This is a genomic window from Prauserella endophytica (genome assembly GCF_005146945.1).
In the GTDB taxonomy this organism is placed as follows: Bacteria; Actinomycetota; Actinomycetes; order Mycobacteriales; family Pseudonocardiaceae; genus Prauserella_A; species Prauserella_A endophytica.
The window spans coordinates 71,764-95,185 of sequence record NZ_SWMS01000011.1 but is presented as its reverse complement, the minus strand read 5'-3'; the positions used below and the strand labels follow the sequence as shown (position 1 = coordinate 95,185).

The 23,422-nt window shown below is 71.4% G+C and carries 27 protein-coding genes; 14 read left to right on the top strand and 13 right to left on the bottom strand.

Translation table 11 applies throughout. The features are described from left to right. Positions 1–2: 2 nt before the first annotated feature. The gene (locus tag FCN18_RS20410) at positions 3–185 is read right to left on the bottom strand and encodes a hypothetical protein (protein ID WP_112272773.1); all 183 of its coding nucleotides are present in this window, start codon (positions 183–185) and stop codon (positions 3–5) included. Positions 186–261: 76 nt separating this feature from the next. Beyond that, the gene (locus FCN18_RS20405) at positions 262–1,101 is read right to left on the bottom strand and encodes a DegV family protein (RefSeq protein ID WP_112272771.1); all 840 of its coding nucleotides are present in this window, start codon (positions 1,099–1,101) and stop codon (positions 262–264) included. A 225-nt stretch (positions 1,102–1,326) separates the two neighbouring features. Here FCN18_RS20405 and FCN18_RS20400 point away from each other — a divergent pair, with 225 nt between their 5' ends. From FCN18_RS20400 to FCN18_RS20385, 4 genes are all read left to right on the top strand, one after another. Further along, complete coding sequence (locus FCN18_RS20400; RefSeq protein WP_112272769.1) at positions 1,327–2,109, top strand: electron transfer flavoprotein subunit beta/FixA family protein; 783 nt, start codon at positions 1,327–1,329, stop codon at positions 2,107–2,109. A gap of 20 nt (positions 2,110–2,129) precedes the next feature. After that, positions 2,130–3,089 carry an electron transfer flavoprotein subunit alpha/FixB family protein gene (locus FCN18_RS20395; RefSeq protein WP_112272767.1) on the top strand — a complete coding sequence of 320 codons (960 nt, stop codon included), beginning with the start codon at positions 2,130–2,132 and terminating at the stop codon, positions 3,087–3,089. A 188-nt stretch (positions 3,090–3,277) separates the two neighbouring features. Beyond that, positions 3,278–4,048, top strand: coding sequence for a GNAT family N-acetyltransferase (locus tag FCN18_RS20390; protein ID WP_112272765.1), 771 nt, complete (start codon positions 3,278–3,280; stop codon positions 4,046–4,048). Continuing rightward, positions 4,045–4,935: a lysophospholipid acyltransferase family protein gene (locus FCN18_RS20385; RefSeq protein ID WP_137095862.1), complete on the top strand. Its 891-nt coding sequence runs from the start codon at positions 4,045–4,047 to the stop codon at positions 4,933–4,935. Before FCN18_RS20390 ends, FCN18_RS20385 begins: the two co-directional genes overlap by 4 nt. Here FCN18_RS20385 and FCN18_RS20380 read toward each other — a convergent pair. Next, positions 4,887–5,324 (bottom strand): VOC family protein, encoded by a 438-nt coding sequence (locus FCN18_RS20380; RefSeq protein ID WP_112272761.1) that lies wholly within the window; start codon positions 5,322–5,324, stop codon positions 4,887–4,889. The two genes, FCN18_RS20385 and FCN18_RS20380, sit on opposite strands and share 49 nt — an antisense overlap. 1 nt (position 5,325) lies before the next feature. After that, positions 5,326–5,901: a DinB family protein gene (locus tag FCN18_RS20375; protein WP_112272758.1), complete on the bottom strand. Its 576-nt coding sequence runs from the start codon at positions 5,899–5,901 to the stop codon at positions 5,326–5,328. A gap of 61 nt (positions 5,902–5,962) precedes the next feature. Here FCN18_RS20375 and FCN18_RS20370 point away from each other — a divergent pair, with 61 nt between their 5' ends. Further along, positions 5,963–6,922 (top strand): helix-turn-helix transcriptional regulator, encoded by a 960-nt coding sequence (locus FCN18_RS20370; RefSeq protein WP_137095861.1) that lies wholly within the window; start codon positions 5,963–5,965, stop codon positions 6,920–6,922. Between the two features lie 19 nt (positions 6,923–6,941). On the opposite strand, the gene FCN18_RS20365 is transcribed toward FCN18_RS20370, so the two are convergent. Beyond that, positions 6,942–8,102, bottom strand: coding sequence for an erythromycin esterase family protein (locus tag FCN18_RS20365; RefSeq protein WP_113641231.1), 1,161 nt, complete (start codon positions 8,100–8,102; stop codon positions 6,942–6,944). A gap of 81 nt (positions 8,103–8,183) precedes the next feature. On the opposite strand from FCN18_RS20365, the gene FCN18_RS20360 reads away from it, so the two are divergent. Beyond that, entirely contained in the window at positions 8,184–8,897 is a 714-nt protein-coding gene (locus tag FCN18_RS20360; protein WP_112272754.1) for a TioE family transcriptional regulator, read from the top strand. A gap of 228 nt (positions 8,898–9,125) precedes the next feature. Here the strand turns inward: FCN18_RS20360 and FCN18_RS20355 are convergent, their stop codons facing one another. Continuing rightward, entirely contained in the window at positions 9,126–9,731 is a 606-nt protein-coding gene (locus FCN18_RS20355; RefSeq protein ID WP_112272752.1) for a creatininase family protein, read from the bottom strand. 18 nt (positions 9,732–9,749) lie between these two features. Here FCN18_RS20355 and FCN18_RS20350 point away from each other — a divergent pair, with 18 nt between their 5' ends. Further along, positions 9,750–10,538: a tryptophan 2,3-dioxygenase gene (locus FCN18_RS20350; protein WP_112272750.1), complete on the top strand. Its 789-nt coding sequence runs from the start codon at positions 9,750–9,752 to the stop codon at positions 10,536–10,538. Here the strand turns inward: FCN18_RS20350 and FCN18_RS20345 are convergent. Further along, on the bottom strand, positions 10,535–11,269 hold the full coding sequence (locus FCN18_RS20345) for an alpha/beta fold hydrolase (RefSeq protein ID WP_137095860.1): 735 nt from the start codon (positions 11,267–11,269) through the stop codon (positions 10,535–10,537). The genes FCN18_RS20350 and FCN18_RS20345 overlap by 4 nt on opposite strands. A gap of 169 nt (positions 11,270–11,438) precedes the next feature. Here FCN18_RS20345 and FCN18_RS20340 point away from each other — a divergent pair, with 169 nt between their 5' ends. Further along, a complete protein-coding gene (locus FCN18_RS20340) occupies positions 11,439–12,512 on the top strand; it encodes a Glu/Leu/Phe/Val dehydrogenase dimerization domain-containing protein (protein ID WP_137095859.1) in 1,074 nt (357 codons plus the stop codon). Positions 12,513–12,646: 134 nt separating this feature from the next. Here the strand turns inward: FCN18_RS20340 and FCN18_RS20335 are convergent, their stop codons facing one another. Further along, on the bottom strand, positions 12,647–12,838 hold the full coding sequence (locus FCN18_RS20335) for a DUF5302 domain-containing protein (protein WP_112272737.1): 192 nt from the start codon (positions 12,836–12,838) through the stop codon (positions 12,647–12,649). An 88-nt stretch (positions 12,839–12,926) separates the two neighbouring features. Beyond that, a complete protein-coding gene (locus tag FCN18_RS20330; protein ID WP_137095858.1) occupies positions 12,927–14,909 on the bottom strand; it encodes a VanW family protein in 1,983 nt (660 codons plus the stop codon). A gap of 235 nt (positions 14,910–15,144) precedes the next feature. Here FCN18_RS20330 and FCN18_RS20325 point away from each other — a divergent pair, with 235 nt between their 5' ends. From FCN18_RS20325 to priA, 6 genes are all read left to right on the top strand, one after another. Further along, positions 15,145–15,396 carry a hypothetical protein gene (locus FCN18_RS20325; RefSeq protein WP_112272733.1) on the top strand — a complete coding sequence of 84 codons (252 nt, stop codon included), beginning with the start codon at positions 15,145–15,147 and terminating at the stop codon, positions 15,394–15,396. A 21-nt stretch (positions 15,397–15,417) separates the two neighbouring features. Then, the gene (locus FCN18_RS20320; protein ID WP_112272731.1) at positions 15,418–15,918 is read left to right on the top strand and encodes a metallophosphoesterase family protein; all 501 of its coding nucleotides are present in this window, start codon (positions 15,418–15,420) and stop codon (positions 15,916–15,918) included. Between the two features lie 2 nt (positions 15,919–15,920). Further along, positions 15,921–16,928: a PHP domain-containing protein gene (locus FCN18_RS20315; protein WP_137095857.1), complete on the top strand. Its 1,008-nt coding sequence runs from the start codon at positions 15,921–15,923 to the stop codon at positions 16,926–16,928. 154 nt (positions 16,929–17,082) lie between these two features. Beyond that, on the top strand, positions 17,083–18,195 hold the full coding sequence (locus FCN18_RS20310) for an MFS transporter (protein WP_112273214.1): 1,113 nt from the start codon (positions 17,083–17,085) through the stop codon (positions 18,193–18,195). A gap of 9 nt (positions 18,196–18,204) precedes the next feature. Then, positions 18,205–18,834, top strand: coding sequence for an imidazole glycerol phosphate synthase subunit HisH (hisH, locus tag FCN18_RS20305; RefSeq protein WP_112272727.1), 630 nt, complete (start codon positions 18,205–18,207; stop codon positions 18,832–18,834). 34 nt (positions 18,835–18,868) lie between these two features. Further along, on the top strand, positions 18,869–19,606 hold the full coding sequence (gene priA, locus FCN18_RS20300; RefSeq protein WP_112272725.1) for a bifunctional 1-(5-phosphoribosyl)-5-((5-phosphoribosylamino)methylideneamino)imidazole-4-carboxamide isomerase/phosphoribosylanthranilate isomerase PriA: 738 nt from the start codon (positions 18,869–18,871) through the stop codon (positions 19,604–19,606). A 24-nt stretch (positions 19,607–19,630) separates the two neighbouring features. On the opposite strand, the gene FCN18_RS20295 is transcribed toward priA, so the two are convergent. The 4 genes from FCN18_RS20295 to FCN18_RS20280 all read right to left on the bottom strand — a co-directional run bounded on the left by FCN18_RS20295 (position 19,631) and on the right by FCN18_RS20280 (position 23,357). Beyond that, positions 19,631–20,017 carry a PPOX class F420-dependent oxidoreductase gene (locus FCN18_RS20295; protein WP_112272723.1) on the bottom strand — a complete coding sequence of 129 codons (387 nt, stop codon included), beginning with the start codon at positions 20,015–20,017 and terminating at the stop codon, positions 19,631–19,633. 34 nt (positions 20,018–20,051) lie between these two features. Then, positions 20,052–20,786 (bottom strand): ABC transporter permease, encoded by a 735-nt coding sequence (locus tag FCN18_RS20290; RefSeq protein WP_137095856.1) that lies wholly within the window; start codon positions 20,784–20,786, stop codon positions 20,052–20,054. Beyond that, positions 20,783–21,502, bottom strand: coding sequence for an ABC transporter ATP-binding protein (locus tag FCN18_RS20285; protein ID WP_112272719.1), 720 nt, complete (start codon positions 21,500–21,502; stop codon positions 20,783–20,785). Before FCN18_RS20285 ends, FCN18_RS20290 begins: the two co-directional genes overlap by 4 nt. Positions 21,503–21,617: 115 nt before the next feature. Then, complete coding sequence (locus tag FCN18_RS20280; protein ID WP_137095855.1) at positions 21,618–23,357, bottom strand: hypothetical protein; 1,740 nt, start codon at positions 23,355–23,357, stop codon at positions 21,618–21,620. Positions 23,358–23,422: the final 65 nt, after the last annotated feature.

Below are 23,422 nucleotides of genomic sequence, written 5' to 3'. Positions count from 1 at the left end.
GCTCAGTGAGGCCGGTACGGCGGTGTGCCGCCGCCCTTGTGGCCCTTGCCGCGGAGCTTGTTGAGCGCGTTCATTGCCTGCTTGCGCTTGTGCGGATCCTTGGCCATCCGCTGCGCCTCGGCGATCATGCGACGGCCCTGCGGGCTCCTCGCGAAGCGGGCCACCTTGTTGAACAGCGATCCCATCGTGGTCCTTCCGGCGGGGCGGGTCTGTCCTGTTGCGGGCGATTATCCAACGCGGGCGCCCGGCGGCGAGTTCCGCTCAGGTGGTTGGCGAGACCGTGACGCCCAGCGCACCGGGGCCCACGTGCGCGGCGATCACCGTGCTCGCCTGCACGAGCATGATCTCGTTGAGCCCGGGCACGCGGCTGCGCAGCTGCTGCACCAGCGTCAGCTCGCGGTCCGACGGCGTCGCGCACGCCACCGCGATGTCCACCTTGTGTTCCCCGGCCCGCTCCACGGCGAGGTCGGCGAGCTTGTTCAGCGCCCGCTTGGTCCCCGGCACCCGCGAGAGGGGTGCGACCTGGCCGTTGTCCACGGTCAGCAGCGGTTTGATCGCCAGTGCCGTGCCGAGCATCGCCGACGCAGCTCCGATCCGTCCGCCTCGGCGCAGGTACTCCAGCGTGTCCACGTAGATCAGCTCGCTGCTCGCCCTGACCCTGCGGTCGGCGGCCTCCATGACGCGCTGTACCTGCCCGCCCGCGGCCGCCGTGCGGGCGGCCGAGAGCGCGGCGAAGCCGAGACTCATGCTCGTGGTCGCGCTGTCCAGGACGTACACGGGCACCTTGACCTGCTGCGCAGCCTCGCGGGCCGCCTCCAGCGTCGCCGACATCTTGCTGGAGATGTGCAGGCTGATGATCGCGTCGGCGCCGGCGCTCACGGCGTCCTGGTAGGTCCAGAAGAAGGCGCCCGGATCGGGCGGCCTCGTGCTGACGTGCTGCCCTGAGCGCAGCAGCTCGATCAACTCGGCCCGGTCGAACCGGGACTCGTCGTCGATCCGGTCGCCGGCCACGATCTGGACCTGGACGACGGCGATGCCCCATTGGGCCGCGAGCTGGTCCGGGATACAGGCGGTGGAATCGGTGATCACTGCAACGGGCACGTCCCGGAGGCTAGACCCTGCATCCACCCATTAGAAGCAGCCGGTTGCGACTTTCGGCGCTGGAACGGGTACCCGATGTAGTCTTCGTGGCGCATCCCCGACTAGTGGGACTATGGTCCTAATAAATCGCGAATCCAGGTGAAGGCCGTCACCTCGGCGCGCCAGCCACGGAAAATCCGAATAATCTACCGCCCAGTAACGCCCTGCGTGCGCCTAAGGAGATCCATGACCAACATCGTTGTCCTGGTCAAGCAGGTGCCGGACACGTACTCGGAGCGCAAGCTCTCCGAGGGTGACCACACCCTGGACCGTGAGTCGGCCGACGCCGTGATCGACGAGATCAACGAGCGCTCCGTCGAGGAGGCGCTCAAGATCAAGGAGGCAGGCGAGGGCGAGGTGACCGTCCTGTGCGTCGGCCCCGACCGCGCCACCGACGCCATCCGCAAGGCCCTCTCGATGGGCGCGGACAAGGCCATCCACGTCTCCGACGAGTCGCTGCACGGCTCCGACATGGTGGCGACCGCCAAGGTCATCGCCGCCGCGCTCGGCAAGGTCGAGTACGACCTGGTGATCGCCGGTAACGAGGCCTCGGACGGTCGCGGCGGAGCCATCCCCGCGATGCTCGCCGAGCTGCTCGGCCTCCCGCAGCTGACCCACGCGCGGCAGCTGACCGTCGACGGCGGCGGCATCAAGGTCGACCGCGAGACCGAGGAGGGCATCACCCACCTCGAGGCGAGCCTGCCCGCCGTCGTGAGCGTGACCGAGAAGATCAACGAGCCGAGGTACCCGTCGTTCAAGGGCATCATGGCCGCGAAGAAGAAGCCGGTGGAGACCCTCACCGTCGCCGACCTCGGGGTCGACGCGGGCGAGGTCGGCCTCGGCAACGCCTGGTCGACCGTGCTGGAGGCTTCGCCGAAGCCGCCGCGCACCGCCGGCCAGCGGGTCGAGGACGAGGGTGACGGTGGCTCGAAGGTCGCCGAGTACCTGGTCGGCCAGAAGCTCATCTGAGACGACAAGGAGACGAACTCATGGCTGAAGTACTGGTGCTCGTCGACCACGTCGACGGTGAGGTCAAGAAGGTCACCTACGAGCTGCTGACCGCGGCCCGTGCCCTCGGCGAGCCGTCCGCGGTCGTCGTCGGCGCGCCCGGCACGGCCGGCAAGGTGAAGGAGTCGCTGGCGTCCTACGGCGCCGCGAAGGTGTACGTCGCGGAGTCCGACGACGCGAACGGCTACCTCGTGACCCCGAAGGTCGACGCGCTGTCCACGGTCGCGGAGCAGGCTTCGCCCGCCGCCGTGCTCGTGGCCGCGACCTCCGAGGGCAAGGAGATCGCGGGCAGGCTCGCGATCCGCCTCGGCGGCGGTCTGCTGGTCGACGCGGTCGGTGTCAACTCCGACGGTTCGGTGGACCAGTCCATCTTCGGTGGCGCCTTCTCCGTGAAGGCCAAGGCCGCCAAGGGCACCCCGGTCATCTCGGTGCGTCCCGGTGGTGTCGAGGCCGAGGCGGCCGAGGGCGCCGCGGCGGAGGAGACCGTGTCGCTGCCCGCCGTGGACGCGGCGAAGTCCGCGAAGATCACCGGTGTGGAGCCGGTCGTCGGCGGTGACCGCCCCGAGCTGACGGAGGCGTCGATCGTCGTCTCCGGCGGCCGCGGCGTCGGCTCCGCGGAGAAGTTCGAGGTCGTCGAGAAGCTGGCCGACGCGCTCGGCGCGGCCGTCGGCGCCTCGCGTGCCGCCGTGGACTCCGGCTACTACCCGGCACAGTTCCAGGTCGGGCAGACCGGTAAGACCGTGTCGCCGCAGCTGTACGTCGCGCTCGGCATCTCCGGCGCGATCCAGCACCGCGCCGGCATGCAGACCTCGAAGACGATCGTCGCGGTGAACAAGGACCCCGAGGCACCGATCTTCGAGATCGCCGACTTCGGCGTGGTGGGCGACCTGTTCAACGTCGCCCCCCAGCTGACCGAAGAGGTCGCCAAGCGCAAGGGCTGACCCCTTTCGCTCAACCGCAGTGAAGGCCACCATGCCTGCGTTCAACGCAGTGATGGTGGCCTTCACTGCGTTCGGGGTGCGCCGAGCGCGGCTGAGAAAAGGCTGAGAACTCGCCGTTAACGCACTGTGCAGCCCTCGGTCACGGCCGGAACCCTTCGCGGTTTCCCTCGCGGGGCGACCATTCGGGCATGACGCGGTCGCAGCTACTGGCCAGCACTGACCGGACGGGTGAGGGGACAGCGAAGTACTCGCTGCTCGTCGCCAACGACAACGCCGAGGTACTCGCCGCGCAGCGGCTCCGCTACCGGGTGTTCGCCGAGGAGATGGGGGCCACCCTCGACTCCCTCGAACCCGGCCTCGACGTCGACCACTTCGACGAGTTCTGCGACCACCTCGTGGTCAGGGACGACACCACCGGCGACATCGTCGGCACCTACCGGATGCTGCCGCCGGACCGCGCCACGAGCGCGGGCAAGCTCTACGCCGACACCGAGTTCGACCTCACCAGCCTCGCCGCGCTGCGGCCCTCGCTCGTGGAGACGGGCCGCTCGTGCGTCGACCCCGCCCACCGCAGCGGCGCCGTCGTGAGCCTGGTGTGGGCGGGCATCGCGCGGTACATGCTGCTGTCGGGGCACCGCTACCTCGCCGGGTGCGCCTCGGTGCCGCTCGACGACGGCGGCTCGACGGCCGCCGGCGTGTGGGACCTGGTCCGGAACAGGTACTACGCACCCGAGTCGCACCGGGTCACCCCGCTGCACCCGTGGGAGTGCGACGACGTCGCGCGCCCCGCGCGGCCGGTGCTCCCCCCGCTGCTCAAGGGCTACGTCCGGTTGAGCGCGCAGGTGTGCGGCCCACCCGCCCTCGACCCCGCGTTCGGGGTCGCCGACTTCTTCGTGCTGCTGGACCTGCACCGGGTGGACGCGCGGTACCTGAAGTTCTTCCTCGGGGTGGAACTGTGAGCCATGCCTGGATGCCCGCCTCCCCGTGCGGAGACGGCTGCCTGACCTCCGGCGCACCCTCCGTCGGGGTGGTGCGCAGGGCGGGGCGACTGTGCGCCGCGGTGGGCGTGGTGTTCGTGGCGCTGCTCGTCGCGCCGCTGCTCGTGGTGCTGCCCGGCAGGCAGCGCGTGGTGCGGCTCGTCTTCCGCGGCGTCCTCGCCGCGTTCGGCGTGCGGCTCGTGGTGCACGGCGGCCTCGACGGCAGCGGGCGTGGCGCGCTGGTGGTCAACAACCACATCTCGTGGCTCGACATCGTGGGTATCAACGCGGTCCGTCCGATGCGGGCGCTCGCCAAGAAGGAGATCGCTGGCTGGCCGGTGCTCGGTGGCCTGGTCTCCCGCGCGGGCAACATCTTCCTCGACCGCGAGCGACTGTCCACTTTGCCCGCGACGATGGCAGAGCTGGCCGAGGCACTGCGCGGGGGCTCGCTCGTGAGCGTGACTCCGGAGGGCACCACGTGGTGCGGCCGCGCGTCGGGCCGGTTCCGGCCCGCGACGTTCCAGGCCGCCATCGACGGCGGTGTGCCCGTGCGGCCGGTGGCGCTGCGCTACCGGCTCGCCGACGGCAGGGAGACGACGGAGCCCGCGTTCATCGGCTCGGAGTCGCTCATCGCCTCCCTGCGCCGCGTCGCCCGGTTGCGCGGGCTCGTGCTGGAGGTGTTCGTGTGCCCCGAGATCGCGCCCGGGCGCGCCGCCGACCGGCGCGAGCTGGCCGCGCTCGCCGAGGCCGCCGTCCACTCCGCGCTCGGCACCGCCGGCGTGCTGCCGAGGATCCCCGCCCCGCGGCCTGCCACCGCGGGTCAGTCCAAACAGAACTCGTTGCCCTCGGGGTCGGCCATCACGATGTGACCGAAGGCGAGCGGCGGAGCGGGCTCGTGCCGTTCGAGCCGCTTGGCGCCGTGGGTGACGAGCCGCTCGGCCTCCGCCTCCAGCGCGGCCATCCGCTCCTCGCCCTCGAGTCCCGGCGCGGCGCGCACGTCGAGGTGCACGCGGTTCTTGGCCTGCTTGCCCTCCGGCACCCGTTGGAAGAACAGCCTCGGCCGCCCGCCCTCGGGGTCGACGGCCGCCGAGGCGTCGTTGCGGCGCTCGGGCGGCACGCCCCACGCCTCGAGCGCCTGGTCCCACGAGTCGAAGCCGGGCGGCGGAGCCTGCACCTGGTAGCCGAGCGCCTCGGCCCAGAACGCGGAGAGCGCGGCCGGGTCGGCGCAGTCGAACGTGAACTGGACATCGCGGGCCATGTCAGCTCGCCTCCTGCCGGATCGCCTGGTGGGTGTGCGCGTAGAGGTCGCGGAGCAGGCACACCTCGGCCAGATGGTGGATGAGCTCTCGGTTGATGTGCAACACCAGTGTCGCGAGGGGATGGTCGGCGTACGGACCCTCCGCGGCGCCGCACGGCCGGTCGAGGCCGGCCTCACCGAGGGACTCGACGCCGGCCAGCCAGGTGGCGTACTCCGTGTCCAGCTGCGCCAGTGCGTCCGCGGCGGTCGGTGCGTAGTCGAACGAGTCGTAGTCCGTCGGCGCGCGACCGAAATGCGAGGCGTTGCGCATCGCAAGCACGCCGACGATCACGTGCCCGAGCCGCCAGGCGATCGTCGTCAGCGGTGGCGGATCGGGCTCCGGGATCGCGAAGTCGATCGTCATCGCGCCGGACCCAGCCTGCACCGGCGCGCTGCCGGTGCCGCGCGGGCGGACATTCCAGCAGCCGGGCCCCGGTTCCCAGAAGTACTCGGCGTCGGTGAGCCCGTCGAGGCGGCCGCGCAGCTGGTGGGTCCAGTGCCAGTCGATCTGTTCTCGCAGCAGGGCGTTCCATGTCATGTCCACAGCCTCTCGCGAATAGCGGACAGTTTCGTTCCGTGATCTGTGGAACGATCGGAGAATGACCGTCGAGGCGACCACCGAACGGGTACTGCGGCTGCTGGCGCTGCTCCAGCGGCGGCCGTCCTGGACGGCCGCCGAGCTCGCCGCCGAACTGCGGGTGACCGACCGCTCGGTGCGCCGCGACGTGGAACGGCTGCGCGCGCTCGGCTACCCCGTGCACGCGACGGCGGGCGTCGGCGGTGGTTACCAGCTCGGCGCGGGCACCCGCCTGCCTCCGCTGCTGCTCGACGACGACGAGGCGATCGCGACGGCGGTGTCACTGCGGCTCGCGTCGGGTGGCACGGTCGCCGGTGCTGGCGAGGCGGCGCTGCGGGCGCTCGCCAAGCTCGACCAGGTGATGCCGCCCCGGCTGCGCGCCGAGGTGCGCGCGGTCCACGGCGCCACCGAGACCCTCGTCGGCCCCGGCGTCGAGATCGACGCGGAAGTGCTGGTGACCCTCGCCAGGGCCTGCCGCGACGCCGTGCGGGTGCGGTTCGGCTACGCGGGCCGCGACGGCGGGCAGACCGAACGCACGGTGGAGCCGGTGCGGATGGTCGCCACCGGCCGCCGCTGGTACCTGATGGCCTGGGATGTCGGCCGCGCCGACTGGCGCACCTTCCGCCTCGACCGGATGCGCGAGCTGGTGGCGACGACCTGGCGGTTCCGGCCGAGGGACCATCCGGACCCGGTCGCCTATGTGCAGCGGTCCGTCACCGCGGCGCCGTACCGCTACCTCGCGCGAGTGCGGCTGCGCGCCGATGTCGACGAGGTGCGCCAGCTGGTGCCGCCGCAGGTGGGCCGCGTCGAGGAGGACGGCGACGGCTGGTGCGTGCTCGCCGCGGGCGGGGACGACCTCGACTGGCTCGCGATGCACGTGGCGCGCCTGGGTTTCGAGGCGCAGGTCCTGGACCCGCCGGAGCTGCGCGAGGCCGCCGCGCGGCTGGCCCGCCGCGTCGCGGCGATGGCCGGGCCCGCCTGAGCGGCCCCGGCCCGCCGCGTCAGCTCCTCCCGCCCGGCACCGGCACCTTCGCGGTCCCGCTGACGTGCAGCACGGCGTCCGCCGTGTCGAGCACAGGCTGTTCGAGCGGGAAGTAGCCCTGCTCCGGGGTCTGGTCTGTCCGCGGGCGGGTGCCGGTGACCGCCGTCGCCGGGACCAGCGCCCAGGAGGAGGTGAGGCGCTGCAGGAACGCCTCGTAGGTGTCCGGTCCGGGCTCGGACAGCGCGAGGGCATCGCTGCGGCCGAGGCTGCCCGCGACGAACGTGTATTGCTCGCCCAGCAGCGACGCCACGATGGCGCCCGCGCTGAACCACTGGAGCGGCATCGGGCCCAGCATCAGGTGGCTCGGGTTGCGCTGCAGGTGCAGGTTGTGGGCGAAGACCAGCGTCCGGCCCCTCGGCGCCTCGATCTCGCGGATGTCGAGAAGGTTCCTGGCCATCTGCGCGTCGCGGATCACGGCCAGGCGGGTCCACCGCGTGGTGTCGTCCACCCGCTCCGCCGCCTGCCGGTGGTAGCACAGCAGCCCGAGTGCGGAACCGAGGTGGATCCTGGCCCGGTGCCACTCCGCGGGCGACGTCGCCGCGATCAGCTCCGGGGCGCGGGCGTGGAGCGTGGTGAGCAGGTCGTCGGCGAGCACCCGCAGCCGGTCCGCCTCGGCCGTGGCGCCGACCGACACGGCCGGATCCAGCACCGCCTCCGTGCGGCTCCACCGCTCGTCGTCACCGGTGAGGCTCGCCAGGTCGAGGTCGAGCGCGAGGTAGTCGCGGACGTGTTCCAGATAGGTCCGAGGGCTGGGCGCGCTCATCATCTCCGTGGACATGTCGAAGCCGTGGAAGGCCAGGCGCTCGTGCTCGGGGCGGTTCTCGTTGTACTCCCGCATCCAGGCGACCAGCCGCCGGTTGGTCTCCAGTTCCCCGAACCTGTGCGAGAAGCCGTCCCGCATCGCCTGTTCGAGGGTGCCCACTCCATTGTGGACGAAGTCGTGCACGGCGAGCGCGGCCACGCGGTCGGTTTCCAGTGCGATGGAGGAGAAGCCGTGGTCGGTGAGCCGGGCGAACAGTTCGTTGCGGATCCGCCCGAAGGCGGGCTCCAGGTGGGTCGGCTCCCCGAAGGCGAGCAGGCCGGTCGACGCGGTCACGAAGTCGCGAATGTCCTGAGTCATGTCCACGAATCGTATCGTTGAAAACTCGGTTGAGACTCTCCTCGGATTGACCAGCGAGTAGGGCGTTAAAGTCTCAAACCGATGGGCAGATCGCGGCCGGCCGACCTCGCGCGCGAGCACGGCCTCTCGACGCAGGCGGTGCGCAACTACGAGCGCTCCGGGTTCCTCCCGCCCGCCGAGCGCACGCCCAGCGGGTACCGGATCTACACCGAGGTGCACGCGGCGGCGTTGCGCGCCTTCCTCGCGCTCGTGCCCGCCTACGGGCACGCGGCCGCGGGCCGGATCATGAACGCCTTCGTGGAGGGAAACGCCGAGGCCGCGCTGGTACTGATCGACCAGGGGCACGACCAGCTGCTGCGCGACCGGGACACCCTCCGCGCGGTGCGTGCGGCCGTCGCTCACCTGACGGCGGAGTCCGGCCCCACTCCGGGCCGATCGGGTCACCCCGGCACGCTGACGATCGGCGAGCTGGCCCGCAGGCTCCGGGTCACCCCGGCGACGCTGCGCAACTGGGAGGAGGCCGGAATCCTCTGCCCCGCAAGGGATCCGCTCACCCGCTACCGCGTCTTCACCGCCGCCGACGTCCGCGACGCCGAGCTCGCCCACCTGCTCCGGCGCGGCGGTTACCCGCTGGAGCACATCGCGGAGGTGGTCCGCCAGATCCGATCGGCGGGCGGCACCGAAGCGCTCTCCGCTGCGCTGGTGAGCTGGCAGCGAAGGCTGACCGCACAGGGCCTCGCCATGCTCGACGCCGCCGCCCGGCTCAGCGACTACCGGCGCCTCACGATGCAGTGAAGGCCACCATGCCTGCGTGGAATCAAGCACAGCGGCGCGGAGTGCCTCCGTTTGGGTGGTGGTGGGAGACGGGTGGGCGCAGTGATGGTGGCCTTCGCTGCGTTGTGGCCGGTCTTCGCGGAGGGCGAGCCGATGCAGTGAAGGCCACCTTGCCTGCGTTCAACGCAGTGATGGTGGCCTTCACTGCATCGGGCTCCCGCGCAGCCCACCGCGGAAGGGCCGTGCGTCTCAGGGCGAGCAGGCCAGCTTGCGGATCACGTCCACGAGCATCGTGGTGAGCGTCTCGAAGGCGGCCACGCCGTCGGTGCCGCGCGCCTTGACCTGCTCGGTGTCCACGAGCTCCGGCCGCTCCGCGAGCACGAGCGAGGCCGCGGAACAGCCGGTCCCCGGCCTGCCGTCGAGGTCGACGTGGGCGATCCGCCGCCCGTACCGGCTCTCCACCGTGTGCACGGCGCGGCGCAGTGCCGCGCGGTGAGCGGAGCCGGGGTGGCTGTTGACCACCACGACACGGGGCAGATCCTGCCGGGCGAGGGCCGTGCAGACGTCGACGACGAGACCATGCAGCGTCTCCGCGCCGATCGGCACGGTGCCCGGCTCCGGGAACCCGGTGACGCCGTAGGACAGCATCGGCAGGATCAGCGCACGGACCCGCTCGTCACCGGCGAGGCGGGCCGCCGCCCGCTCGCACACGCCTTTCGCGATCAGCGAGCCGGTGCCAAGCGGAGCATACGGGCCCGGCGGCTCGACCGCCCCGACCGGCAGCAGCAGCACCGGTACCCGTCCGCTCTCTCGTAACGCTTCCACCTGCGGAGACGAGAGCTCGGCGAAGTACACGGCCTTAAGCTACTCAGCATGAGCGAGGGCGACCAGCACGCGGCGCTGACCTACACGTCCTACCTCGCGCTCGACGAGGTGCTCGGCGCGCAGCGCCCGCGTTCGGCGGAACACGACGAGCTGCTGTTCATCGTGATCCACCAGGTTTACGAGCTGTGGTTCAAACAACTGCTGCACGAGCTGGCGTTTCTGCAGCGGCGGCTGGAGGACGGCGACACCCCGCACGCGGTGCGCACGTTGCGGCGGATCCTCACGATCCTCAAGGTGGTGGTGGCTCAGATCGACGTGCTGGAGACCATGACCCCGAGCCAGTTCGCGAGCTTCCGCGCGCGGCTCGACGCGGCGAGCGGCTTCCAGTCCGGCCAGTTCCGCGAGCTGGAGGCGGTGCTCGGCAGGCGCGAGGCCGCCGTGGCCGAGCACTATCCGGAGGGCAGCGAGGCCCGCGAGCGCATCGCGGCCGCGATGGCGCGGCCCTCGCTGTTCGACTCCTTCCTCACCTACCTGCGCGCGCACGGCTACGACGCGCCCGCGCGCCCCGACGTCACGGTGTCCGTCGAGCCCTCGCGGGAGGTCCAGGCCACCCTGCTGCGCGTGTACCGCGACGACTCGGGCCCCGCGTCGGTGTGCGAGCACCTGGTGGACCTCGACGAGGGCGTGCAGGAATGGCGGTACCGCCACGTGAAGATGGTGGAGCGGACCATCGGCGACAAGCCGGGGACGGGCGGCTCCTCGGGCGCGGCGTACCTGCGGACCACGTTGTCCGCCCCGGTGTTCCCGGACCTGTGGGCCGTGCGGAGCGAGCTCTAGGCGGCTGCGGCGAGCCGGTCGAGCAGCGGCCACAGCGCGGCCGGGTCCTCGACGTGGGCGTTGTGCCCGAGCCCCCGCAGTACGACCGGATCCGCCGTGACGTCCCGGAGGTGCTCGGCGGGACACATCGGGTCGTGCTCGCCGGCGGCAAGCACGACCTCCGCCCGGCTCGCGGCGAGCAGCCCGGCCGGGTCTGGTCCGCCGACCGCGAACGCCCGCTGGTCGACCATGAGCCGCCAGCCGTCCTCGGCCTCGGTGACGCCCGCACCGACGGCGGGGGAGTCCTCACCGACGAGCCCGTCGAGACCCGCGCCGCGCAGCCAGCGCTGTGCCGCCTCGGCGCGCGTGCCGAACACGCGGGCAGGGCGCGCGGCGACCTCGGCGGCCTTGGCCAGCTCACCCGGCGACCAACGCAGCTTGATGCCCAGCCCGCAGGCCGCCGCGACGGGCACGCGGAACCACCCGGACGCGAGCGTCAACGCGATGACCCCGCCGAGCGAGTGACCGAGCACCACCACGCGCCGCCCGCCCGTCACGGCCTCGGCGACCTCTGCCGCCAGCGAGCCGAACGAGTACGTGCGCAGCGGCGGTGCCTCGCCGTGGCCGGGCAGATCGGGTGCGAGCCAGTCCCCGGGCCAGCGCCCGGGGAGTTGCTCCTCGAGGCCCCGCCAGACGTGGCGGTTGGCGCCGAGACCGTGCAACAGCAGGAGAAGCGGGCCTTCGTCGGTCATCCTGCCGATCCTGCCGCAACCGGTGGCTTTTCGGCGGCGGCGAGCATAGGTTGAGCCACAGCGGTGATCAGCGGGAGACGACCTCTCCGGCCGTGAGCCGCCAGCAACCGACAACACCGCCGGCCGCGTCCACAAGCCGTGAGCCGGGGCTGACAAGGGAGTCACCACCGTGACCGAAGGTGTATTCGGCCGCGAAAGCGGCCATGAGCAGGTCGTCTTCTGCCACGACGCCCGCACCGGGCTCAAGGCCGTCATCGCGGTTCACTCCACCGCGCTCGGGCCCGCGCTCGGCGGGACCCGGTTCCACGCCTACGCCTCCGAGAGCGACGCACTCGACGACGTGCTCGCCCTGTCGAGGGGCATGACCTACAAGAACGCGCTCGCCGGGCTCGACCTCGGCGGCGGCAAGGCCGTGATCATCGGCGACCCCGAGGCCGTCAAGTCCGAGGCGCTCCTGCGCGCGTACGGCCGCTTCGTGCAGTCGCTCGGCGGGCGGTACATCACCGCGTGCGACGTGGGCACCTACACACGCGACATGGACGTCATCGCGCGCGAGACGCGCTTCGTCACCGGACGCTCCCGCGACGACGGTGGAGCGGGTGACTCCTCGGTGCTCACCGCCTATGGCGTCTACCAGGGCATGCGGGCCTCGGCCGAGCACGTGTGGGGCAGCCCCGACCTGCGCGGGAAACGGGTCGGGGTCGAGGGCGTCGGCAAGGTCGGGCACCTGCTCGTCGGCCACCTGGTCGAGGCGGGCTGCGACGTCGTGGTCACCGACGTCGACGACCGCGCGATCGAGCGCGTCGTGGCGGCACACCCGAGCGTGGAGATCGTCCCCGACGCAGGCGCGCTGCTGGGCGCCGACCTCGACGTCTTCGCGCCCTGCGCGCTGGGCGGGGTGCTCGACGACGACACGGTCGCCGTGCTGCGGGCGAAGGTGGTGTGCGGAGCGGCCAACAACCAGCTCGCGCATCCCGGCGTCGAGAAGCTGCTGGACGAGCGCGGGATCCTGTTCGCGCCCGACTACCTCGTCAACGCGGGCGGCGTGATCCAGGTCAGCGACGAGCTGCACGGGTTCGACTTCGAGCGGGCCAGGCGCAAGGCGACCGCGCTCTACGACACGGCGAAGTCCGTGTTCGCGCTCGCGGCGGCCGAAGGGGTGCCGCCGGTGACCGCCGCCGACCGCCTCGCCGAGCGCCGCATCGCCGAGATCTCCCGCCTGAAGAGCATCCTCACGCTCTGACGCAACCGGCCCCCAAGGCCACCTTTGTCGCGTTCAACGCGCCCGCCCGTCTCCCGCCACCACCCAGACGGAGACGCTGCGCGTCGCTGTGACGACAAAGTGGCCTTGGGGGCCGAGGGTCTGCTGCGAAAGGGTCAGCCGCTCTTGCGACGGAAGGTGCGCTTGTGCGCGGCGGGGCCGTGGGTGTGGTTGACCTTGGAGTTCAGGTCCTCGTGGGCGGCTCCCGCCTTCGCCTTGGCCTGCTTGCGTTCCAGCGCCTCGCGGAACCGGCGCTTGACGTCGTCCTCCGGGGCGCTGTTGTCCTTCGACGGTGCTGATTCGGTCATGGAACCTCCCGGGTACGACGTTGCCGTGCACCCTCAGCCTGGCAGGCCGCCGCGTGCACGGCCACCGGATTTTCCGCGCCGTGGTGGCTCAGTGACCGTTCTTGCGCCCGCAGACGATCGTGTTCTGCGGGTTGTACTTGACCGTCCTGGACTCCTCGCTCACCACCGCGCCCGTCGAGACGTCGCGCAGGATCCGCGTGTCGGTGACCGTGAAGCCCGGCGACCCGCTGCTCGGGTGGCAGTTCTCGGCCGGGCCCTCCTTCACCTGCGGCTGCACGAAGTTGGTCCGTTCGCCGGTCACCGACTCGACGTCGTAACGCTTCGTGCCCCACAGCCGCACCGTGATGCTCGACTCGGTCCAGATCGTCTGTATGGCGACGCCGGTCGGCGCGTCGTTGGTGAACGCAAGGTCGATGACGCTGGAGCCGTCCGGGTTCTGGAACACCGTGGCCTCGCGGCCCTCGGGGTAGCGGCTGATGTAGTAGCTGTGCTCCTGGTGCCCCGCGTCCTTCATGCCGGCGAAGTAGTAGGCGTTGTACAGCGTGGTCGCGAACTGCGAGATGCCGCCGCCGACGGCCTCACCGGGCGCCCCGTCCTCGATGATGCCAGCGGGAACGTAACCCTCCGCGGCTGTGCGCGGCCCGGTGTGGGTGTTGAGGCTGAAGGTCTCACCCGGCTTGACGATCGCGCCGTTGACCTCCTCGGCCACCCTGCGGATGTTCATGCCCGAGTCGGGCTTGAAGCCACCGGTGGTGAACTCGCCGATGACCTCCTTGATGCCGAGCTGGTTTGCGGCCTCGGTGGTGACCTTGGCCGGCTGCTTCTCGTAGTTCGCGGTCAGCTCACGGCCGTCGCGCTTCTTGAGGGTCTCCAGCAGCGGCTGCAGCGTGGTGTCCCACTTGATCTTGTTGCCGTCCTCGGAGGGCACCACCGTCGGCGCGCCGCCGTCGAAGACGATCTCGGCGTCCTTGCTCTCCTTCTCGGTGTGGGCGAGCTCGGGCCCGACGCCCTCGATGATCTTCTTCTGGTCGATCTTCGGCACGAGCCTGCCGTTCTCGGCGGCGAAGGAGAGCCCTGCGGCGATCTCCTCGGGCTCGAGCGTGCCGTCGGCTCCCTCACCGTGCACGATCACCGGGCCGGACACGGCGGGCTCGGCGATGTCCTTCAGCGCCGCCTGCACGGCCTCGGCGGTGATCGTCACCGGGGTGCTGTGCACCGGGAGGTTGAGCGGCTTGCCGGACGCCCACTGCGCGAGGATCCTCGCCTGCGCGGCCTCGACCTCGAGCTCCTGGCCGTTCTTCGGCTCGACGGCCTTGGCCACGGCTCCCTCGAAGACGACGTTGCCCTCCACCGGCGCCTGGTTGACCCGCTGCTTGAGCCCGGCCATGGCGTTCTCGAGCTGGTTGGGCTCGGCCTCGGTGACCACGCCGACCTCGCGGTCGCTGAAGAACGACGCGATGCGCGTGAAGGGGTTCAGCGGCTGGTCGCCGGCCTGGTCGAGCGTCGAGGGCCAGTTGAGGCGCAGACCGGCGTCCTTCGGCTGGAAGGAGTCCTGCACCTCGCCCGCCGTGTACTTCACCGGCTGGGTCAGCCGCGGTTCGAGCTCGGCGCGCAGCTTCTCCTCGGCCTGCGAGTGGCTGAGCCCGCCGACCTCGACCCCGGCGACGACCACGCCACGCGGGACGTCACCGCTGGTCACCAGCAGGTCGGCGAAGTAGGCGACCGCGAGCACACCGAACACGGCGCCCGCGATGAGCGCGGGCTTGCGGAACCGCCTGGCCTTGCCGTTCTCCCCGCCGTCGCCGTCCGCGGCCGGCGGCTCGCCACCGTGCGGAGGGGGTGGCACCGACACCTGCTGGGTGGGAAGGTCGCCGTTGTCGTGCGCGGCGATTTGCTGCGTGACCTCGTTGCTGGTCGCGATGTGCTGTGCGACCTCGTTGGTCGTCGCGATGTGCTGCGTGACCTCGCCGGCGCCGTGCCCGCCACGGGCAGGTCCGGGATGTGCGGGCACGACCGGCAGCACATCGGTCTGCTCGGCGTGCGACTCGGGCCACTGGCGATCCTGTGGCAAGACAACCCCTCCACGTCCGGCGATGACGGGCCAGGACTCGCGTCAAGATAGTTGGCGCTCACGGCGGGCCCGCACTCGGCCCCCCGCCGGTTCGTGACCGCGAATCCGCAGGTGATCAACAACTTTTGGGCCGTTCGGGTGACGGTTGACGCCTGGCTCTGCCGAGGTACCGATTCGATCTCGATCGCTTCGCGCCATCCGGGGTACCCCGGGTGGACGAGCGAGAGGAGCATCGATGCGGATCACCGCCGAACACGTCCGTTCCCTGCTGGACTCGGGGCTGCCCGAAGCGGCGCTCGCGCTGCAGGAGGGCGAGGTCCTGCTGCTGTCGGGCGCCGACCTGGATTCCCCGCGCTACGCTGGGGCGCTGGTCGTGGCCTCCGCCGCCGGCCTGCGGGGGCAGCTGGGGGACCGGACGCCGTCGGAGCGGGAGCTCGAGGAGCTGGCGGCCGGGCTGGAGGCCGGGGTGACCAACCTGGGCGGCTGAGGCGAGAGGAGGGCTCGCGGCATGCGCTTGCTGATCATCGCCGACACGCACGTCCCGAAGCGAGCGAAGGCCCTGCCCGGCGAGGTCTGGGCCGAGGTCGGCAAGGCCGACGTGGTGGTGCACGCCGGTGACTGGGTGACCGTCGACCTGCTCGACGAGCTGGAGTCCCGGTCCCGCCGCCTCATTGGCGTGTACGGCAACAACGACGGCGCCGCGCTGCGAGCGCGGCTGCCCGAGGTCGCTCGGGCCGAGCTGGAGGGCCTGCGCCTGGCCGTGGTGCACGAGACGGGCGCGGCGAAGGGCCGCGAGCAGCGGTGCGCGCGTGACTTCCCCGGCACGGACGTGCTCGTGTTCGGGCACAGCCACATCCCGTGGGACACCGTCGCGGACACCGGCCTGCGCCTGCTCAACCCCGGCTCGCCCACCGACCGCCGCAGGCAGCCGCACTGCACGTACCTGACGGCGACGGTCGCGGACGGCGAGCTGTCCGACGTCGAACTGCACGCGCTGCCACCGAGGTGAGGATGGATCCGGTCAAGGTTCTCCGGCAGATCGCGCTCCACCTGGAACGAGCGGGCGAGCCCAGCTACCGCGTGCGGGCGTTCCGCAAGGCCGCCGTCGTGGTGGACGAGCTGCCCGAGGGGGAGCTGGCCGAGCGGATCCGAGGCGGCACGCTGACGGCACTGCCCGGCATCGGCAAGACCACGGCCAAGGTGATCGTGGATGCCGTGGAGGGCCGCGAGCCGGCCTATCTGACCGACCTCGAGTCCCGGGGCGCGCCCGGCATCCCCGACGGCGGGGCGCTGCACGCGGCGCTGCGCGGGGACTGCCACACCCATTCCGACTGGTCCGACGGCGGCAGCCCCATCGCGGAGATGGCCGAGGCGGCACGTGCGCTCGGCCACGAGTACCTCGTGCTCACGGACCATTCGCCGCGGCTGACCGTCGCCAACGGGCTCAGCGCGGAGCGGCTGCGCAGGCAGCTGGACGCGGTGCGGGAGGTCAACGCCGAGCTGGCGCCCTTTCGCGTCCTCACCGGTATCGAGGTCGACATCCACGCCGACGGCACGCTCGACCAGGACCCGGAGCTGCTGGAGGAGCTCGACGTGGTGGTGGCGAGCGTCCACTCGCTGCTGCGCCAGCCCGCCGCGGAGATGACCCCGCGCATGCTCAAGGCCATCGAGAACCCGCGCGTGAACGTGCTGGGGCACTGCACTGGGAGGCTGGTCACCGGCCGGGGCAGGCCGGAGTCGCAGTTCGACGCCGAGGCCGTGTTCACCGCGTGCCGGGAGCACGACGTCGCCGTGGAGATCAACTCGCGGCCCGAGCGGCTCGACCCGCCGAGGCGGCTGCTGCGGCTGGCCAAGGAGATCGGCTGCCGGTTCTCGATCGACAGCGACGCGCACGCGCCGGGACAGCTCAGCTGGCTGCCGTTCGGCTGCGTGCGGGCCACCGAATGCGGCGTCACCGAGGACGATGTGATCAACACGATGACCGCCGACGACCTCGTCGCCTGGGCCGCCCGCCGGTGACCACCATCCGCCGAGCCGCAGTGAAGGCCACCTTCACTGCGTTGAACGCAGGCATGGTGGCCTTCACTGCAGTGGTGGACAAAACAGGTACGCGCGTACTAGAACGAAGGGTGTGACGCGGTCGGCGGTGGTCCCGGAGAGGCCGGTGTCCCCGATGCGGCACCGGAACTTCCGGCTCACGTTGCTCGCCTCCACCGCCGCGTTCTCCGGCTACGCGCTGCTGCTGCCCGTCGTGCCGCTGTGGGCGGTGCGGCAGGAGGCGGGAACGTTCGCGGCGGGTGCCTCCACCGGCGTGTTCATGGCCAGCACGGTGCTCACCCAGTTCGCCACGTCGGCGTTCGTCCGCCGCCACGGCTACCGCGTGGCGATGCTGCTGGGCGCGCTGTTCCTCGGCGCTCCCACACCGCTGCTGATCGCCTCGGCCGGCGCGTGGGAGATCCTCGGCATCTCGCTGCTGCGCGGCATCGGGTTCGGCCTGCTCACCGTGTGCGGCAGCGCGCTCATCGCCGAACTGCTGCCCTCGGGCTCGGTCGCGCGCGGCTCGGGGCTCTACGGCCTGGCCGCGGGTGTGCCTCAGCTGGCCGGGTTGCCTGTGGGCACGTGGATCGCAGGGCACTGGGGCTTCCCGCACGTGTTCGTGCTCGCCACGGCGTTGCCGCTGTGCGCGCTCGTGCCGATTCTCCTGCTGCCGAGGCTCCTTCCGCGGCACGAGCCAGGCCTCGGTTCCGGGCCGGGGGCGCTCGTGCGCGCGACGTGGAAGCCATGGCTGCCGATGCTCGCTGTCTCCACCGGCTTCGGCGCGCTCGCGACGTTCCTGCCGATCGTGGTGACGTCCCCGGCCTCGGCGGTCGCGTTGTTCGTAACGCCGTTCGTGGCGATGCTCTCACGCTGGGCGGCCGGGCACCTCGGCCACCGGCTGGCGGGACCAGGGCGGATGCTGGCGGGCGGGCTCGCGGTCTCCGCCGCAGGTCTCGCCGGGTTCGCCCTGCTCGCCGAGCACCCGGTGCTCGTGGTGGTCGCCGTGGCCGTGTTCGGGCTCGGCTTCGGCGTGGTGCAGAACGACTCGCTGGTGGCGATGTTCGCGCGGGCGCGGGCGGGCTCGGCGAGCGTCGCCTGGAACGTCGCGTTCGACGCGGGCCAGGGTCTTGGCGCGGTCGCCGTGGGAGCGATCGTGTCGTGGACGAGCTTCGGCTCTGCGTTCGGGCTGCTCGCCGTCGCGGCCGCGGCGCTGCTGCCGGTCGCGTTGCTGGCGCGGCGCAGCGGTTAACCTGGAGCCGTGCCTCGAGTAGTGATCCTGGACTACGGGTCCGGCAACCTCCGGTCCGCCGAACGCGCCGTGCAGCGAGCGGGCGCCGACGTGGAGGTCACCGCCGACCCGCATGCGGCGCTGGAGGCCGACGGGCTGGTCGTGCCCGGGGTCGGCGCGTTCGCCGCGTGTATCGAGGGGCTGCTCTCGGTGGGCGGCGACAAGATCATCGGCACCCGGCTCGCCGGTGGCAGGCCGGTGCTGGGCATCTGCGTCGGCATGCAGATCCTCTTCGAGCGTGGCGTCGAACACGGGGTGGAGGCCAAGGGCACCGGCGAATGGCCGGGCACCGTCGACCGCCTGAACGCCGACGTGCTGCCCCACATGGGCTGGAACACCGTGCGTGTGCCGGAGGGCTCGGAGCTGTTCGCCGGGCTGGACGCCGAAACGCGGTTCTACTTCGTGCACTCCTACGCGGCCCGCTCGTGGGAGCTGGACTCCGAGCTCACCGGCCGCCAGCCGAAGGTCACGTGGGCGCACCACGGTGAGGACTTCGTCGCGGCAGTCGAGAACGGTCCGCTGTGGGCCACCCAGTTCCACCCGGAGAAGTCCGGCGACGCCGGAGCACACCTGCTGCGGAACTGGCTGCGCACCCTCTGAGCCCGGGCCCGCCGCCGGTTTTTATAGTGGCCCGGTGACCTTCACCCTCCTTCCCGCCGTCGACGTGGCCGATGGCCAGGCGGTCCGCCTCGTCCAGGGCGAGGCCGGCACCGAGACCTCCTACGGTTCGCCGCTGGAGGCGGCACTGCAGTGGCAGCGTGACGGCGCGGAGTGGATCCATCTCGTCGACCTCGACGCCGCGTTCGGCAAGGGCTCCAACCGGGAGCTGCTCGCCGAGGTGGTGGGCAAGCTCGATGTGCAGGTGGAGCTCTCCGGTGGCATCCGGGACGACGAGTCGCTCGCAGCGGCGCTCGCCACCGGTGCGCGCAGGGTGAACCTCGGCACGGCCGCACTGGAGGATCCGGCGTGGGCCGCCAAGGTGGTGGCCACCCACGGCGACCGCGTCGCGATCGGCCTCGACGTGCGGATCACCGAGGCCGGGCACCGGCTCGCCGCGCGCGGCTGGACACAGGACGGCGGCGACCTGTGGGAGGTGCTCGACCGGCTCGACCGCGACGGCGCCCAGCGGTACGTGGTCACCGACGTCAGCAAGGACGGCACGCTGCGCGGTCCGAACCTCGACCTGCTGCGTGAGGTCACCGCCCGCACCGACGCACCGGTGATCGCCTCCGGTGGAGTGTCCAGTGTGGACGACCTCAGGGCGCTCGCGCGGCTGGAGCGTGACGGCGTCGAGGGTTCGATCGTCGGCAAGGCGCTGTACGCGGGCGCGTTCACCCTCCCCGAGGCGCTCGCCGCCGTCGCGCGGGTCTGACGACGCCGACGGCGCCGCCCTCGGTCACTCGTCGAGCTTGACCGCTATGCCCACGGTGCGCTGAGGGCCGCCGCGAAGGCGGCTGAAGAACATCGTGACCCGGCCCGTGATGCCGTACTTGCGGGCGATGACCCTGCGGATGCGCTCGGTCGCGTCGTCGTCGAGGATGCGCGCCATGCCGGTGACCGTGCGGCCGTGCGTGGCCTTGCCGCGGAAGTCGCACGCCGCCACCTCGACGTGTGGCTCGCGCCGGATCCGCTTGACCTTGCCGGCCGTGCGGACGCTGAACAGCACCAGCTCGCCGTCGTCTCCCGCGATCCACACCGGGGTGGGCACCGCGTCGCCCGACCTGCGGAACGTCGTCAGCAGTACGTACTTCTCCGCGGCCAGCCGCTCCAGCTCTGCTCCCATCCGATCAACGTATCCGGTGAACGCTGAGAGATCGCTACGGTGTACGGCGGCGCAGCGTCGCGGCGCCGAGCAGCAGCGCGAGCAGCGCGCTGCCGGCCACGACGGCCATGTTGCGCACGAGCGTGCCGTCGAGCTCGGCCGAATGCGTCACGTGGTTGAGGGCGTCCACCGCGTACGACAGCGGCAGCACATCGGAGATCCAGCTGAGCAGCCAGCCCATCTCGTCCCTCGGCTGGAGCAGTCCGCACAGCAGGAACTGCGGCAGCACGATCACGGGCATGAACTGGATCGCCTGGAACTCGGTGCGGGCGAAGGCGCTCACGAACAGGCCCAGCGCCGTGCCGAGCAGCGCGTCGAGCACCGCCACGAGCAGGAGCAGCCAGACCGAGCTCGCGACGTCCAGCCCGAGCCAGGTCACGGACACCAGTGCGGCGATGGCGACCTGCGCCACGGCGATGAGCCCGAAGGCGAGCGCGTAGCCGAAGACCAGGTCCGGCTTGGCGATCGGCAGCGTCATCAGGCGTTCCAGGGTCGCCGAGGTCCGCTCGCGCAGGGTGGTGACCGAGGTGATGAGGAACATGATCGTGAACGGGAAGATGCCGAGCAGGGCCGGGGCGATGGCGCTGAACTGCGCCGCCGAGTTGAAGACGTAGCGCAGCAGCACCATCAGCAGCGTCGGCATCACGAGCATGAGCACGACCGTGCGCGGGTCGTGCCGGAGCTGGGTGAGGATGCGCCGGTTGGTGGCCAGCGTGACGGGGACGCTCACAGCAGCGCTCCTTCCCTGATCAACCGCAGGAAGGCCTGTTCCAGATCGGGGGTGCCGGTGCGGCGCAGCAGTCCGCCCGGCTCGTCGTGGGCGAGCAGCCTGCCTTCCCGCATGAGCAGCAACTGCCCGCAGCGGGCGGCCTCATCCATCACGTGGCTGGAGACCAGCAGTGTCGTCCCGTGCGCGGCGAGCCTGCCGAATAGGCCCCACAGCTCGTCGCGCAGCACGGGATCGAGACCGACGGTCGGCTCGTCGAGCACGAGCAGTTCGGGCTCGCCGAGCAGCGCGACGGCGAGGTTGGCCCTGCCGCGCTGTCCTCCGGAGAGCCTGCCGATGAGCGCGTCGGCGTGGTCGGTGAGGTCCACCTCGGCGATCACTCTGTCCACATCAGACTTCGGGGCGCGGAGCACGGCCGCGAAGTAGCGGAGGGCCTCCGCGACCGTGAGATCCGGGTAGATCGCCGGGTTCTGCGTGGCGTAACCGAGCTTGCGGCGCAGCTCCCGGCTGCCCGCCGGCCTGCCGAGCACGGTGACGGTACCCGCCTCGACGAGCTGCACGCCGACGATCGAGCGCAGGAGCGTTGTCTTGCCGCAGCCGCTGGGGCCGAGCAGGCCGGTGACGGTGCCGGGCGCGATCTCGCAGCTGACGTCGCGCAGCACCACCCGGTCGCCCCGGCGCACACGCAGGCCCTGGATCGAGACGGCTGAATTGGCCATGCGTTTAATTCTGCGAGCGTTGAGCAGCTGCCGTCAATGCCGCGCCCCGAACGCAGTGAAGGCCACCTTCACTGCGTTGAACGCAGGCAAGGTGGCCTTCACTGCGGTTGGGTGGCTACGCCTCGCCGGTGTCGGTTTGGCCCGCGCGAAGGGTGTCGCCGCAGTGCCGGCGTGGCCAGTTCGGGATGTCCCGCTCGACCTGGACCGTGTGCACGCGGGCGTAGGCGCGCAGGTCCTCGAGCATCTGCTGGTCGCGCACCGCGTCCTTGCGGACCCAGTCGCCGTGGGGCGCGCCCTGGTAGATGTCGTAGTGGATCGGGTAGTAGTCGCGGGCGAGGCGCGGGTCGTAACCCAGCCCGTTGCCCGTGCTCCACGGTTCCCGCGTGTGGATGAAGGTGGGCTTGACCTCGTCGTACACGTAGTTCTGCTGGCCCCGCAGGTCCTGGTCGCGCACCAGCTCGGCGAACCGGTGGTTGGTCAGGCCGGCCATGTCGACCAGGTGCAACCTGCTGGTCAGGGCAGAACCGCCCAGGTCGGGGATGAGCAGCGAAGCGTTCTGCGCGCCCATCACGTCGGCGTAGCCGTTGAAGATGCGGCCGAAGCGGTCGGCGACGTAGCACGCCGAGATGTCCGGCTCCGTCCGGAAGTCCTTGGCCACCGCGCCGAACGCGGCACCGGTCGGCAGCAGCACGGCTACGAGCCCGACGACGATCCAGACCCGGCCGCGCAGCTTGGCGTGGCGCAGCACGTCGGCCGCGGCGAGCGTGGCGACCAGCGAGCCCAGCACCCACACCGGGGTGGCGAAGCGCAGCTGCGACATCCAGTCCGCCTCGAGCACCGAGAACGCGACCACGGCGAGTCCCAGCGGCACCAGCAGCGCCAGCAGGCCCCTGCGCCACCACGCCGGCCTCGCCAGCACCATGCCCACGAAGAGGACGGCCACGAGCACGGCCGGAGCGCCGGCGTAGCCCACCAGCTCACCGGGCCGGGTCAGCTCCTGCAGGGTCGGCAGATCCTGTCGCTTCGCGATCGAAGGGCTCGACAACCACAGTCCGAACGTCGCGTACCGCCACAGGAAGTACGCCCCGACGGGCACGGCGAACGCGGCGACGGACAGCAGGATGTGCTTGACGCTCGCCGCGATCCTCGGCTTGCGCAGCGCGCCGAGCACCACGAGCGGGTACACGCCCGCGTAGATGAGCCCTTCCGGACGGGTGAGCGCGGCCGCCGCCGCCAGCAGGCCCATGCCCACCGCGAGCTTGCCCCGCAGCAGCCGGTCGTCGAGCACGGCCAGGAAGACCAGCACCGCCATCCACGTGATGATCAGCGCGTAGAGCGGGTTCTCCAGGCCGGCCAAGGTCCAGATGACGAACGACGGTGTGACGGCGAGCAGACCGCCCACCGCGAGTGTCGCCAGCCACGGCCGCTTGGTGACCCTGGCCGCCGCCACGTGGCAGCCCCAGAGGATGCTCGCGACGAGCAGCAGCGAGAGCGCTTTGGGGAAGAGGACGTAGTCCGGAATGCCGAAGATCGTTCCGCGGTCGAACAGCCCGACGAGCCTGCCGAGCACCAGCAGCGCCGTCCATGTCGGGTTCGAGTAGCCCTCGACGGGTTCCGCGCCGGGCTGGACCACCGGGCCGAGGCCCTCCGCGAAGCTGCGCGCGTACGCGAACGTGATCGCGGCGTCGTCGATGATCCAGTTGCCGTACAGGGATCCGTGTGCGCCGATGAGGGCCGTGCCGCCCGCCACGGAGGCGACCGGAAGCAGCCGCGCGGCGCGCTTGCGCTTCGCGGCGGCCGGTTCGACGTCCGGCGTCTCGGAGGCGGTCTGTTCCCCCATCGCGACCGTTGTCATGCGGGCACCCTAAGGAGTCTTCGTGCCGAACAGTCTCGCACCATGAAAGGTTTCCCCAACCCGTG